The sequence below is a fragment of the Proteus sp. fly-1013 genome (assembly GCF_040140245.1).
Lineage (GTDB): Bacteria > Pseudomonadota > Gammaproteobacteria > Enterobacterales > Enterobacteriaceae > Proteus > Proteus mirabilis_B.
In genome coordinates, this window is sequence record NZ_JBEEWD010000001.1 from 361976 (window position 1) to 375396 (window position 13421).

At 31.1% G+C, this 13421-nt stretch carries 13 protein-coding genes; 10 read left to right on the forward strand and 3 right to left on the reverse strand.

What is annotated here, in order from left to right:
* Nucleotides 1-173 precede the first annotated feature (173 nt).
* From cbpA to ABN236_RS01630, 3 genes are all read left to right on the forward strand, one after another.
* The gene (cbpA, locus tag ABN236_RS01620) at nt 174-1115 is read left to right on the forward strand and encodes a curved DNA-binding protein (protein ID WP_088493247.1); all 942 of its coding nucleotides are present in this window, start codon (nt 174-176) and stop codon (nt 1113-1115) included.
* Complete coding sequence (gene cbpM / locus ABN236_RS01625) at nt 1115-1420, forward strand: chaperone modulator CbpM (protein WP_023581369.1); 306 nt, start codon at nt 1115-1117, stop codon at nt 1418-1420. Before cbpA ends, cbpM begins: the two co-directional genes overlap by 1 nt.
* Before the next feature lie 286 nt (nt 1421-1706).
* On the forward strand, nt 1707-2981 hold the full coding sequence (locus tag ABN236_RS01630; protein WP_349473227.1) for an amidohydrolase: 1275 nt from the start codon (nt 1707-1709) through the stop codon (nt 2979-2981).
* Between the two features lie 51 nt (nt 2982-3032).
* On the opposite strand, the gene ABN236_RS01635 is transcribed toward ABN236_RS01630, so the two are convergent.
* Nucleotides 3033-3965, reverse strand: a complete 933-nt coding sequence (locus ABN236_RS01635) for a LysR family transcriptional regulator (RefSeq protein ID WP_349473228.1) — start codon at nt 3963-3965, stop codon at nt 3033-3035.
* Between the two features lie 224 nt (nt 3966-4189).
* Here ABN236_RS01635 and ABN236_RS01640 point away from each other — a divergent pair, with 224 nt between their 5' ends.
* Together ABN236_RS01640 and ABN236_RS01645 are read left to right on the forward strand one after the other, a co-directional pair.
* Complete coding sequence (locus ABN236_RS01640; RefSeq protein ID WP_349473229.1) at nt 4190-4765, forward strand: hypothetical protein; 576 nt, start codon at nt 4190-4192, stop codon at nt 4763-4765.
* Nucleotides 4766-5182: 417 nt separating this feature from the next.
* Nucleotides 5183-6679: a C69 family dipeptidase gene (locus ABN236_RS01645; protein ID WP_088493243.1), complete on the forward strand. Its 1497-nt coding sequence runs from the start codon at nt 5183-5185 to the stop codon at nt 6677-6679.
* A 79-nt stretch (nt 6680-6758) separates the two neighbouring features.
* Here ABN236_RS01645 and ABN236_RS01650 read toward each other — a convergent pair whose 3' ends face one another.
* On the reverse strand, nt 6759-7655 hold the full coding sequence (locus ABN236_RS01650) for an AraC family transcriptional regulator (RefSeq protein ID WP_088493242.1): 897 nt from the start codon (nt 7653-7655) through the stop codon (nt 6759-6761).
* 381 nt (nt 7656-8036) lie between these two features.
* Here ABN236_RS01650 and ABN236_RS01655 point away from each other — a divergent pair, with 381 nt between their 5' ends.
* The 5 genes from ABN236_RS01655 (at nt 8037) to lpxL (ending at nt 12234) form a co-directional block, all read left to right on the forward strand.
* Nucleotides 8037-8369, forward strand: a complete 333-nt coding sequence (locus ABN236_RS01655) for an MliC family protein (RefSeq protein WP_088493241.1) — start codon at nt 8037-8039, stop codon at nt 8367-8369.
* A 203-nt stretch (nt 8370-8572) separates the two neighbouring features.
* The gene (locus ABN236_RS01660; RefSeq protein WP_349473413.1) at nt 8573-9109 is read left to right on the forward strand and encodes a GNAT family N-acetyltransferase; all 537 of its coding nucleotides are present in this window, start codon (nt 8573-8575) and stop codon (nt 9107-9109) included.
* A gap of 262 nt (nt 9110-9371) precedes the next feature.
* Nucleotides 9372-10229 carry an alpha/beta fold hydrolase gene (locus tag ABN236_RS01665; protein WP_349473414.1) on the forward strand — a complete coding sequence of 286 codons (858 nt, stop codon included), beginning with the start codon at nt 9372-9374 and terminating at the stop codon, nt 10227-10229.
* Nucleotides 10230-10624: 395 nt separating this feature from the next.
* The gene (gene cspE / locus ABN236_RS01670; protein ID WP_006537332.1) at nt 10625-10837 is read left to right on the forward strand and encodes a transcription antiterminator/RNA stability regulator CspE; all 213 of its coding nucleotides are present in this window, start codon (nt 10625-10627) and stop codon (nt 10835-10837) included.
* A gap of 467 nt (nt 10838-11304) precedes the next feature.
* Nucleotides 11305-12234 (forward strand): LpxL/LpxP family Kdo(2)-lipid IV(A) lauroyl/palmitoleoyl acyltransferase, encoded by a 930-nt coding sequence (gene lpxL / locus ABN236_RS01675; protein ID WP_349473230.1) that lies wholly within the window; start codon nt 11305-11307, stop codon nt 12232-12234.
* A 437-nt stretch (nt 12235-12671) separates the two neighbouring features.
* On the opposite strand, the gene ABN236_RS01680 is transcribed toward lpxL, so the two are convergent.
* A complete protein-coding gene (locus tag ABN236_RS01680; protein WP_088493240.1) occupies nt 12672-12983 on the reverse strand; it encodes a YmdA family protein in 312 nt (103 codons plus the stop codon).
* Between the last annotated feature and the right edge of the window lie 438 nt (nt 12984-13421).

The following is a 13421-nucleotide window of genomic DNA, read 5'->3' on the forward strand; positions in this document are numbered from 1 at the left end:
ATTAAATTATTTTTTAAAAGTTAAATTATTTTTTAAGTGCTGGTCGTTTTTTAGACGTTTGGTTGGTGTTATTATAGGGTTTTTACTCATCAACATAATTTGTTTGTTCTATAATTAATCAAGTCTAGGGTATTAATATTTAATTCATTATTTAACATAATTGAGATGTCACTATGGAATTAAAGGATTACTACGCCATAATGGGTGTCAAACCCACTGATGATACTAAAACGATTAAAACAGCTTATCGCCGTTTAGCGAAAAAATATCATCCCGATGTAAGTAAAGAGCCAAATGCAGAAGAGCGTTTTAAAGAAATTGCTCAAGCATGGGAAATATTAGGTGATGAACAACGTAGAGCCGAATATGATGAACTTTGGGCTCATCGTAACGATCCTAAATTTAGGCAATTTACACAACAACATTCAAATAAGGATCAAGAAAGCTTTAGCCAAGAAGATTTTGATGATTTTTACGCTTCATTTTTTGGTCAACACTCTCCATTTGAAGGTCGCCGAACTCAACAAGCACCTAAACAGCGTGGACACGATTTAGAAATAGAACTAGCTGTTTTTCTGGAAGAATCGCAGGAAGAGCATAAGCGTACAATTAGTTATCACTTGCCTGTTTATAATGTTTTTGGAATTTTGGAAAAAGAGATCCCTAAAACTTTAAATGTTAAAATTCCAGCCGGTGTTATTGATGGACAACGTATTCGTTTAAAAGGTCAGGGTACAATAGGTGAGAATGGAGGCGAAAATGGTGATTTATGGTTAACCATTCGTATTGCACCTCATCCTCTATTTGATATTAAAGGCCATGATTTAGAAATAGTTGTTCCTGTGGCTCCTTGGGAAGCTGCATTAGGTGCAAAAATTCCTATTCCTACAATAAAAGAAAAAATCTTGTTAACTATTCCGGCGGGAAGTCAGGCAGGACAAAAACTACGTATTAAAGGAAAAGGGTTAGTTAGTAAAAAGGTTAGTGGTGATTTATATGCAATTTTAAAAATTGTTATGCCACCTAAACCTGATGAAAAGACACGCGAATTATGGCAACAAATTGCAGATAGCCAGACCGATTATAATCCACGTAAAGACTGGGAGAATAAATAATGGGTCAATTAACAACAACTGTATTTACTGTTACTGAATTTTGTCATCACACTGGAATATCAAATGATGAGCTCAAAGAATTTGTAGCTCTTGGTGTGATTGAACCGTTAGAAATTGAAACTCAGGAGTGGTTTTTCGATGATAATGCTATCGTGGTGACACATCGTGCATTAAAACTTCATAAAGAGCTAGCATTAGATTGGCACGGTATCGCTATAGCACTGACTTTATTAGATGAAAATGAACAGTTAAAACAAGAAAATAAGCAACTACGTCAGCAGTTAATGCGATTTATAAATGAATAATCATTAATAAAATAGCTACTATAAGAGTAAACACTTTAGTGGCTATTTTTATGCCTAAATTTTATTAATACTTTAAATTTCTATATTTATTATTACTTGATTTTAAACATTATTTTTCATCACTCTCCTTGATTTCCATGATTAAAATGCCTGCTTTAAAAATAAGCAAAATGGCGTTGAGATCACATCTACAGTCATAAGTATTAAGTTATGATAACCATAATATTATATTTATCAATTTCTCTCTTTTAGTAATAAGAGATTTATTTTTTGTAAGGGAAAAATAATGAAGCCAATCCAAATCAATAAATTAATAGAATGGCGTAGAACGTTTCACCAGTTTCCAGAAATTGGCTGGACAGAATTTGTGACAACAGGGACGATAATAAACATATTGCGAGAGATGAATATTGAAGTGAAAACAGGCCCTTATATTATTTGTCGAGAAAGCATTTTAGGTCGAGATGAAAAATTAGTTAATGAGGCAATTCAAATAGCTGAAGAGAAAGGGATCAGTGCTGAGTTATTGGCTGAAATGGATGGTTTAACAGGGTGTATGGCTATTATTGATACAGAAATTCCTGGTCCTACCTTTACCTTTCGTTTTGATATTGATTGTGTTTATGTCCAAGAGTCAAATGATGATACTCATCTGCCTAATAAACAGGGATTTGCTTCATGCCGTTCTGGATTAATGCATGCTTGTGGTCATGATGGGCACACTGCAATAGGGCTTGGTCTTGCTCACTGGTTAAAACAAAACATTCACGCTTTACGTGGGAAATATAAATTAATATTCCAACCCGCAGAAGAAGGAGTGAGAGGTGCAAGAGCAATAAGCGATAGTGGAGTATTAGATGATACTGATTATTTTATGGGGATGCATATCGGATGTAATTTGAAAAAAGGTGAAATTGCACTCGATCCTTTTGATTTTCTTTGTACCACTAAATTAGATATTTTTTTAAAAGGAAAATCCGCTAATGCTATTGATGAACCAGAAAAGGGAAATAACGCATTAGCAGGAGCATGTTTTTTAGCTAATGAGATATTAGCAACACCAAGGCATGGTAAAGGTATGACACGAGTAAACATTGGAACCTTAATTGTAGGCGAAAATCGTAGCCTTATTCCTAGCTCTGCAAAAATGCAATTAGAAGTTCGTGGGCAGAATGCTGAAATAACACAATACTTATTTAATAGTATAAAAAAATATGTCGATGGTATTGCAACTTCTTACCAACTAGAAACAAAAATAGATATTACGGGTGAAGCGACAAATTTTAGAAATGATCGAGAAATGATAGATATCATGCAAGGTGTTGTTGATGCACATCCAGATTTATTAAATGTCGTATTACCTTTAGGAGGAAGTGAGGATGTCTCATTAATGGTAAGAAGAGTACAAGAGAAAAAAGGGAAAGCGATATTCTTCTTAGTCGGCGCAGATCAACGTGATGGACATCATAAAGAAAAATTTGATATCGATGAAGAGGCGCTTTCTATTGGCTTAACACTTTTTACTGAAGGTATTCTCTCTATTCTTGATATGCATAAATAAGAGAAAGGTCTCTTCTATTTATCGATATTTCATAGAATGAGACCTTAATAGCTATTTGATTGGAGTTGAAAATAAAGAAGTATCCGGTTGATGATCTTTAATAAACTCGATATAGAGTTGTGTTTCATGCTCTGTTTTTTTCGAGGTGAAAAAACAGATATTACTCATAATCGTCGGTGTAAATTCTCTATAAACAATATCATCTGTTTCAATAATAGGAAATGAATTAATTAAACTGACTCCTAACCCATTTTTTACAAATGTCATAGCTGTATCTTGATCAGAAACTTCAGCAATAATATTAGGTTTAGATTTTGATTTATTGAGTGCTCGATCAATAATAGTACGGCCAATATTACTTTTAACTAAAGCAATAAAAGGTTGTTCATGTAAATCATCAGGTGTAATGGTGTTTTTTGTACATAACTCATGTATTTTAGGGATCGCACAAATAATTTGAGTTTCTCTCATCGGAATTTGAGTCAAATTATAATTGCTATTAATAGTCATATTATCAGTAATAACAATATCAGCTTGTTCTTTTGCAATTAAAGAAAGTAGCTGTTCACTTCTAGATATTTCTAAATGGACATTAACTTGATATTTTTTGATAAATAGAGTGGTGGCATGATTGATAAAACCATAAGCTAATGTTGGTGGAACTAGAATTCGTAGACTCCGTTTTTTTTCTTGATGGTGAAAATGGCTTAATCGGCTGAAAGATTCAGCGATATTGGCGATTTCTTCATAAAGCAATAAAGCATCAGAGTTTGGTATTAATTTATTATTTTCACGAGTGAATAGCTTTTTACCACAACGTTTCTCGATCTGATTTAATGTCTGGCTTACCGCTGGTTGAGAAATACCCAGCTGCTCTGCGGCATTAGTGACACTTCCCTGATCGATCACGGTTTGTATGATTTCAAGGTCACGCAAAGTCGCCCATCCTCCTGACCAAGAAGTTCTTTTTATATTAATTGCCATTATGTTTTTTATTTTAGTCAGTTTATCTTGTGTCCGATTATACCGTTAATGAATTGATTATTGAATAATAGTGATGATGGAAATTTTAAACGGTTTTTATAAGGAATATTTTAAGAGTAAAGACGTAGATTATAAATGTTATTTAGGATTTATAACTTTCATTATAAAGTGGGTGGTGTGATATTATAAAACCTGTAAAGTAATGTTATTAAAGGATTAATTATATGAAAAACCGATTTTCTTTAAAATATTCATTATCAGTAAATGAATTAAAAAAACTCCAAAAAAAAATGAAATCAAGAGAGAAAAAATATATTAAAGGCTATGCTTTTCTTTCTAATTTATTAATTCTATTATTAATATTATCTGGTTTGTCTATTTTTTTCTTGATTTTAAACGCGATTAATATTTATTTAAATAATGATATTGTAAGTGATGAGTTACAGAGACTGAAAGATCTTAATCTTTATATTCTTATTATTTTTGCTTCTTTATTAATTATGTTAGGACTTTTTTCCTATCTAGATGAGTATTTAACCAAAAGAAATGAAAAAAGAGAAATTGAAGGAATTGGCCATAATTTTGACTTAAGAATAAATAGAAAGTTTATAGAGCAAAGATATGAAAATATTTCTTATAAAACTTATTGGTCTGCTGCTATAGATACTTTTGTCTATAAAAAATATATTTTTATAGATTTAGAAAGATATAATTATATAATAATTCCAATAAGAGCCGTCGGAACAATAAAAGAATTTAATCAACTATTTGAATTTATACAAGAAAAAAGTAGAAAATAGATTTCAATAAAAGAGCTTCAAAAAATAAAATTGGAGCTCTTTTTTTAGGTTAACACAACAATATTAACATAAGTTATTATCAGATTTAATGTATTGCTATCGTCTTTAATATCAATGGTTATTTATATAAATAACACTGTTATCAATTACATTAAAATAATGTTAATAACAAAACTCATCTGGTTTTATTTGTATACGAAATATACCTTTCAATAAAGCGCTCTGATATTAATATGATGCGTAAAATTAATATTTTTATTTCGAAATATAATGATCATTGAGATATAAATCACGGAAACTCAAGCTTTTTCATTGCTAATATTTCGCATCAAATTATCTATCTGGTTTTTTATTTTGATTCTAAAAAGATACTTAATTGATCTATAAATTATAAATAACAAGCAAATGGGGAGTTTTATGTCTTTATTCAAAAAAGGTATTATTGCTTTATCCGTTAATATTGCATTAGTTTCTTCAGCTTTAGCCTGTACAACGCTATTAGCGGGAAGCGAAGCGACAAATGATGGTTCGTTGATTATTGCTCGTAGCGCAGATAGCGATGCATTAAAAGCACAACATTTTGTTATTCATCCGGCTAAAACGAATCAAACGGGAATTTACAGTACCAAAGAGCATAATGGTGCTAATAATTTCACTTATCCATTACCTAAGAATTCATTACGTTATACCACTGTACCGAATTGGAAAACACAACTCCATGGTGCAACCGGATTTAATGAACTGGGTGTGGGGGTTAGTGGTACAGAATCTATTTTTGCTTCACCTAAAGCGCTCTCTTTTGATCCCTATGTTGAAGATACTGGGATAACTGAAGATGATATTCCAGATGTCTTACTCTCAAGAGCAAAAACAGCTCGTGAAGCAGTGGAATTATTAGGAAGTATTATTGAAAAACAAGGTGCTGGTGAAGGATTTGGTGTTGCTGTTGTTGATAAAAATGAGCTTTGGTATTTAGAAACTGGAACAGGGCATCATTGGATCGCACAAAAATTACCTAAAGATAAGTACTTTGCGACAGGAAACCAAGGCCGATTACAACAGTACGATATTAACAGTGATGATGTTTTAGGCTCTAAAAATCTAGTGGAATTTGCTGTTGAGAAAGGGCTTTATAATCCTGAAAAAGAAGGGGCGTTTAATTTTTCAAAAGCTTATACACGAGATGATGAACGAGATCGTACTTATAATGATCCGCGTGTGTGGGTTATTCAGCAACAATTTAATCCATCATTAAAACAAGCGGTGGATGATGGTCGTAATTTCGCACCTTTATTAACACCAGAGAAAAAAGTATCTGTTGAAGAAGCTAAAGCGATGTTACGTAATCACTTTGAAGGAACAGAGCACGACCCATATACTAATGGATTAAATGGTCAAGAATCTTGGCGTCCAATTAGTGTATTTAGAACTTATGAAGCGCATGTTATGCAAGTCCGCCCTGAACTTCCTCAAGAAATAGGTGAAGTGACTTATGTCGGTTTAGGTATGGCGGATTTAACTGCATTTGTTCCGTATTACAGTGGATTAAAAGCTTATCCACAACATTATGGAATAGGAACAAATCAAGCAGACAGTGATTCTATTTACTGGAAATATCGTAAGTTACAAACATTAGTAATGACAGATTATCCAAAACTTGCACCAATTGTGAAAAAAGCTTACCAAGAATGGGAAGCAAAAACTGCATTAGAGCAAAAAGAAATGGAAGCTAAATATCTCACTATGGTGAAAACGGATAAAGCCGGTGCGGATAAAATGCTCAATGAATTTAATTTGCGAGTCATGGCTGATGCTGAAAAATTAACTGAAAACTTAATGAATGAATTGTTTACAGTAAGAACAAAAGACATTCAAGACGATATTTTCTTTGCTAATAAGTCTAAGAAGGATTGATAGAAAAGAAGTATTTTAGATATTTATTTGAATAGAAAGATCCCAATTTAATTGGGATCTTTTTTGTGGATAAAACTCATTAAAGAACAGGAATATAGTAGCTAATTTTTTGTAGGTAATGGCTACTTTGATCAAGTAATTTATCGTAATCTACAGATTCTTTTAGTGTATATCGTTCGATGTCAGGACCCGGTCTGCGCAATAAATTCATTTTCGGTAGCACTTTGGTATAGACGGTATAAATAATGTCATCATAACCCGTTAATGAATCTAAGATTTCATTCATATGAAATGTAATGGCCAGATAGTTGCCACTCGGCAATTCTAATTGTGACATGGCAGAAACATTCGATGTTTTTGCTAATTTTTCTTTATCAACGGCAGTGCTATAAATATACATAGTATCTTCTAATGTACTTGCAGATGCTCGGTGCATTGCATATAACTCTGTAGGGATTGTATGTACATCTTTTAAAAATTTACGCCAAAATTCTTTTCTGAATTTTTTCTTGTCTGAATCCCATGTTGAAATAGGCTTATTGTAATGATGTGACATGCCAACTAACTTTTGAGATGGGAATGTAACTACCTCATATTTAGCACTCAGTTCAACGGTTTCTAATGCAGGAAAAATCAGTTCACTAATATCCCAACCGGGTTTTTTTCTATATTCCGAAGGCGTAATATTAAACTGTTTTTTAAAGGCCCGGCAAAATGTTTGTTGGGAATCAAAGCGATACTTCAACGAAATATCTAAGAGGCTACAACGTGTTACTCTTAACGCGTAGGCGCCGCAAGATAAACGACGAGCGAGTATGTATTTTCCTAAAGATATTCCTGTATACGCTTTAAATAAGCGCTGAAAATGCCATTTTGTATAGCCTGATTTCTCAGCAACAATATCTAACGATAAACGTGAATCGAGATTTTGCTCAATCCAAACGATGATATCTTTAACAACATTCTCTTGTAGCATGAATATTCCTATTATTTTTTTCTATCGATATTTTTCAACAAGATCGACTTAATTTATTGAACTACAATAAATTTATAGGTGTTAGGATAATAGCATATCGTATAGTGATAGTTACATTGAATAAAGTAAAATAGGCGGGTAATAATGTAAAGTTATGTATTGCAATTTATTTGAATCAAAATTGACATTAATTAAAAAATTGTATTTTAACTCAGTCATCAATGATTGATGATTTTTTATTAAAATTAATCTTAAATTAAAATATTCATATATATTTGGGGGTTTTAATAAAATGCGGAGATATCCTATTTTATCTTTAAAAGATAAATCCTAGTCTAAATTTATTAGTAATATCTTACTTAGTTATTTTAGGAGATGTAAATGAATAAGTTACTTTCTATTTCTGCTATTGCTTTAGTTTCTTCATTAATAACAGCTCCTGCTTTGGCAGCTAAAACGGATACTTATAACTGTGAAGGCCAAAAAATCAGAGTTTCTTTCCCTACTGAACAGTTAGCTGTTATGTATTACAGCGATGAAATTATTGTTTTAAAAGAGGCTGTTGCGGCTAGTGGTGCTCGTTATGTTGGTGAGAACTTCCAAATTTGGGGCAAAGGTAAAGGTGAATTTAATTTAGCAACGATTTCAGAAGATGATGCAGTTAATGGGCGAATTGCTGAAGATAAGGGCCGTACCTGTAAATTAGTAAAATAACGTAGAAACTAGTTATAAATAAAAAAGAGGGCAATTTATTGTCCTCTTTTTTTATAAGAAAAAGATTAAGTAAATATAATAATTAAAAATAAAAAAATAAGTATAGAAAAGTAATAACGCATTTTTTATCACACAAATAAGTTGGTCATAAAAAACAAATCAGTTATAAAGATAGTCTTATTATGATTGCTAAATGGTTTTTTATGATTATTAAATATACATCCAAGCATACTTGTCACTTATCCAAAATAGAGAAAGAAATACTGTATTTTTTGTTAATAGAAAGTTTTGGTGATGACTTTTCATTAGATGACTTTCAGCATGCATTAGGTGGTATGCATATTTTTGCTTATTATCAAGAAAAGATGGTAGGGCATGTTGCTATTGTTCAAAGAAATATGGCGATTGATAATAATCCTATTTCGGTAGGATATGTTGAGGCAATGGCTGTTTTAAAGGATTATCGTCGACAAGGAATAGGTAAAGAATTAATGACTCAAGCGAATGATATTATCAAGTCTTGTTATCAGCTTGGACTACTCTCTGCTTCTGAGAAAGGTATACAGTTATATTCTTTGTTAGGATGGCGTAAATGGACAGGTAAGCTCTTTGAATTAAACCAAGGTGTTTATAAACAAACAGAGGGTGATGATGAAGGAATTATGGCATTGAGTACTATAAATGAAATTGATTTAACTTCATCGTTATATTGTGATTTTCGTAGTGGTGCTCAGTGGTAGAGCCCTTACTTATTACAGCTAATTTGGTTATACTAATAAGGAGTAGTATGAAATCTACTCTTTTTTATTTTAAAAAAAACAAAAAATAAATTTTTGGTTTATCCACTTATCTGCAACTAAACAATATTTATTGTGAGTTTATATGAAGTCTTACCCTTAGCTAGTCTCAATATTAATTTTTAAAAGAAGAACTTTAAAATAGGCATTGCTATCCAATATGGCAGGTAATGTGTTATCAAAAATTAATAAAAGACAAAATCTAATGAAAATTAAAAACTCAAGAAAATATAATGTATCATTACCAGATAATAGAATTTTAACGTGGTATGAATCGGGTCCAGAGCAAGGTAAGCCAGTCTTATTTTGCACTGGTGCAGGTATGAGTGGTTTATTAGGTGTAGACGTTGACCTCTTAAGTAAACTTAATATTCGGCTGATTACGCCAACTCGCCCAGGATTGGGCGATTCTACTTTTGATTCTAAAAAATCGTTAAAATCTTTTTCTGAAGATATTTTATTTTTATTAGATCATCTTCATATCAAAAATATTAATGTAATGGGATTTTCACAGGGGGCTGTTTTTGCGATGGCTCTTTGTGTTTACTGTCATGTTGATAAATTACTGATTGTCGCAGGGCAAGATCAATTTGATTATCCTGATACACAAAATAAGCTAACAGATGATGTTGTTAATATGCAACGTCAAGCTGTTGGAGCACCAGAACTGTTAACCAGTTGGATTAAGCAAAATATAACAGCTAAATGGCTAATAGATTTTATTTTAAATTACAGTGCTGATGTTGATTTGGCTATTTATAAATCAGTTGATTTTCTCCCTGTTTATCAAGAATGTATGGCAGAAGCTTTTAAACAGGGCAATGATGGATACACTCAAGATTTGCTGATTGCGATGCAACCTTGGGGATTTTCACCTGAAGAAATAAAGACACCAACAACTTTATGGTACGGAATGAAGGATACTAGTACCGTTCATTCTCCGGACTTTGGAGATTTATTATTTCAACGTTTTCCTAACGCTGAGCGGCATTTATGGCCAGAAGAAGGTGGTTCACTTCTGTGGACGAAAACAGAAGAAATTTTATTAGAACTAGTTGATTAAGGTGATGTAGTACATTAATGATAGAGTAGATACTGGTTATCTTAAAAAATAACAGTATCTACTTTTTTATTCATGTTTTTAAATTAAAATAATGAGATAGGTAAAATAGATAATTATTTTTAACTTATAATTATTTTCTAATTTGGTGCGTGAAAAATTTTTTTAAAATAAAGATGAAAATAATTTGCTATAAAACGAATTATATGACTTAATAGCGTCACTGGTTTGGAAGTACAGACCTATTTATGTTAGTGCAGTTTTAAGTAGTTCACCGTTTAGCGTTATCCCTGATACCTCTTCGTTGCGAATTCCTTCAAATAGTGACCATAAGTAAAAATTCGAAATCAAACCGCAAACAATGCCTTATGGCAAAATAATTAATTAAAGGAAATCTTATGTCTAATACAATGACTGGTACAGTAAAATGGTTTAACGATGATAAAGGTTTTGGCTTTATCACTCCTAAAGACGGTAGCAAAGACGTATTCGTACACTTTTCAGCGATCCAAAGCGACAGCTTCAAATCTCTGAAAGAAGGTCAAGAAGTTTCATTTTCTATCGAAAATGGCGCTAAAGGCCCAGCAGCAGCGAACGTAATCGCTCTGTAATCTATTGAGTCGTTATTACTGTATATATTGCTTAATGCGATATCGATACAAGTAAGACCTAAAAAACCTCACTTCGGTGGGGTTTTTTTATATCAATTTCTAGCATTATTTAAAGTTGAGATAAATTTATTAAAACATATAAAAAATAGGATTATTAAAGTTATGTAAGTATTTAATGTAAATTGTTTTAAATTTTAAAAATATATTTACTTTAATACCTAATAATTTTTACAGAAAAATAAATTAATGGATAAATAAATTCTTATAATGGCAAAATAAAGGCATTAAGATATTGTCTTCTCAATCAAAAGAAAGAAAAAAATTTTATTAGAATAAAAGATATCAGATAAATCATAAAAAAGTAATTTAAGATAAAAAATAAAATTAATATTTAATGACTTATTTTAAATAATTGACGTCTAATTTAATGTGGCTTAAATGCTTTTTAGTTCCTAAAGGACAAACTTGTGTACGCAAAAAATATTTTTTCATTGCATCTATTACATCCAAAATATTTCTTAACTTGGTTTGGTGTCTTTATTCTTTTTTTATTAGTACAGCTTCCTTATTCTTGGCTACTTTTTTTAGGTAAACATCTTGGGTTGTTATCTCGTTTCTTTGTCAAAAGAAGAGTTTCTATCATAAAGAAAAATTTAGAATTATGTTTCCCTAATAAAGATAAAAATGAAATTAACACGCTTGTTATGGATAATTTATCGTCACTAGGTGTGGCATTATTTGAAACAGGTATGGCGTGGTTTTGGAGTGATCGTCGACTAAAGAATCTATTTGAAGTACAAGGGATCTCCAATTTCACTGATGCAAATGATAAAAAAGCTGGAATTTTACTCATTGGTATACATTCTATGTCACTAGAGTTAGGTGGTCGCATTATGGGGCTTTGTTTCCCTGTAAATGCGATGTATCGACCACATAATAATAAAGCAATGGAATTTATCCAAACCAAAGCAAGGTGCCGTTCAGATAAAGGCATGATAGATAGACGTAACTTAAAGTTTATGGTTATGGAACTAAAAAAAGGGAAAGCAATTTGGTTTGCTCCTGACCAAGACTTTGGTTTAAAAGGTACAACATTTTCTCCATTCTTTTCTGTTGAAAAAACATCAACCTCAAAAGGGGTTGCTATATTAGCAAAATTATCAGGGGCACCTTCTTTAACTGTTACTTTGGTCAGAAATGAAAATCAGAAAGGTAAAAAATACAGTTTAATCATTGGTAAAGAGCTGATTAATTATCCTTCTGAAGATATTCAGAAGGACACAGATAGAATGAATAAGTTGATTGAAACAGAAATTATGCGAGCCCCAGATCAATATTTATGGGCACACCGTCGTTTTAAAACTCGACCAGCAGGTGAAGCCAGTTTTTATAATTAACTCTTAATATATAAAAAAAGACCAACACATAATGTGTTGGTCACAGTAAATACTGGAAGCAATGTGAGCAATGTCGTTGTGAAAAACCAAGTAAAATACTCAACTATTCACAAGGTAAAAGATAATCATTATCACTTAACTTGTCAACCCTAGAATTTGTATGGATTTAGAAGATAAGAATAGAGGTGACAAAGTAAAGATAAGAAGACCAGAGGATAGGAAGATAAGAATTTTTATAAATGAGTTAAAACAGAGTTAGCAGATATAGAAATAAACTATATCTGCCTAATATATTATAACCATAATAGAAAATACCATTTATATAGTAATGAATTCTAATTCTTGGAAAATATATACTCGTTATTTAATAATAAATATTATTTCTATTTAATAGAGATTAATGTTTATTAAAAATATAGGGTTTTAAAGTTTCTATATTAGTTATATACGATATCCATTATACCTACATTTTCTTTGATCCAATTGATGCTCATTGAACCTTTATTTTCACTCAATTGAGCGTTAAATACTTTATTAGGTTCGATTTTATGTAGAGTTTCTTCCATTTCAGTACCATTCCAGCAATTTGCTTTGAAAGTATTTCCTACTGAATGAGTCATACAATTTCCTTCTACAATAGAGCCTGTAAAAGTAATTGTTCCTGAGCCGATAGTTTTATTGTTATTTGCCATAACTGGAGCAGATAATAAGAGTGCTAGACAAGTTCCAATAACAAAATTCTTTTTCATTCTATATTCCTCAATATTATTTATTTGACTAATTTCTTTGTGCACGATGAAAAATTATCTTTTCGTGCTGGGTTGATGGAAGGAATATTAGAGGAAAAAAATATATCAATCTGTAAAAAATCTTGATGGTTAATGACAGCTAGATAAAGATTTATGAATGATTTTATGATTTTTTCAGTGCTTTATTATTAGCGTGAATTGATTTAAATTTACATAACTAACTGAAAAATAATCAATAATATTGTTTTTGATTATTTTTGTTAATAAGTTAACTTTTTTTGATATTAGTTAAATTGCTTAATTTTCTAGTGATACATTTTGTCGTTAAAATAGAAAATTTATAAAATGAGTAATTTCAGAGTTCAAAAAAATTTGTCAAAGTATTACAAAGAAACGGTTATTAAGAATAAAAAATAATCTTAATTAGATGAGTTTTAA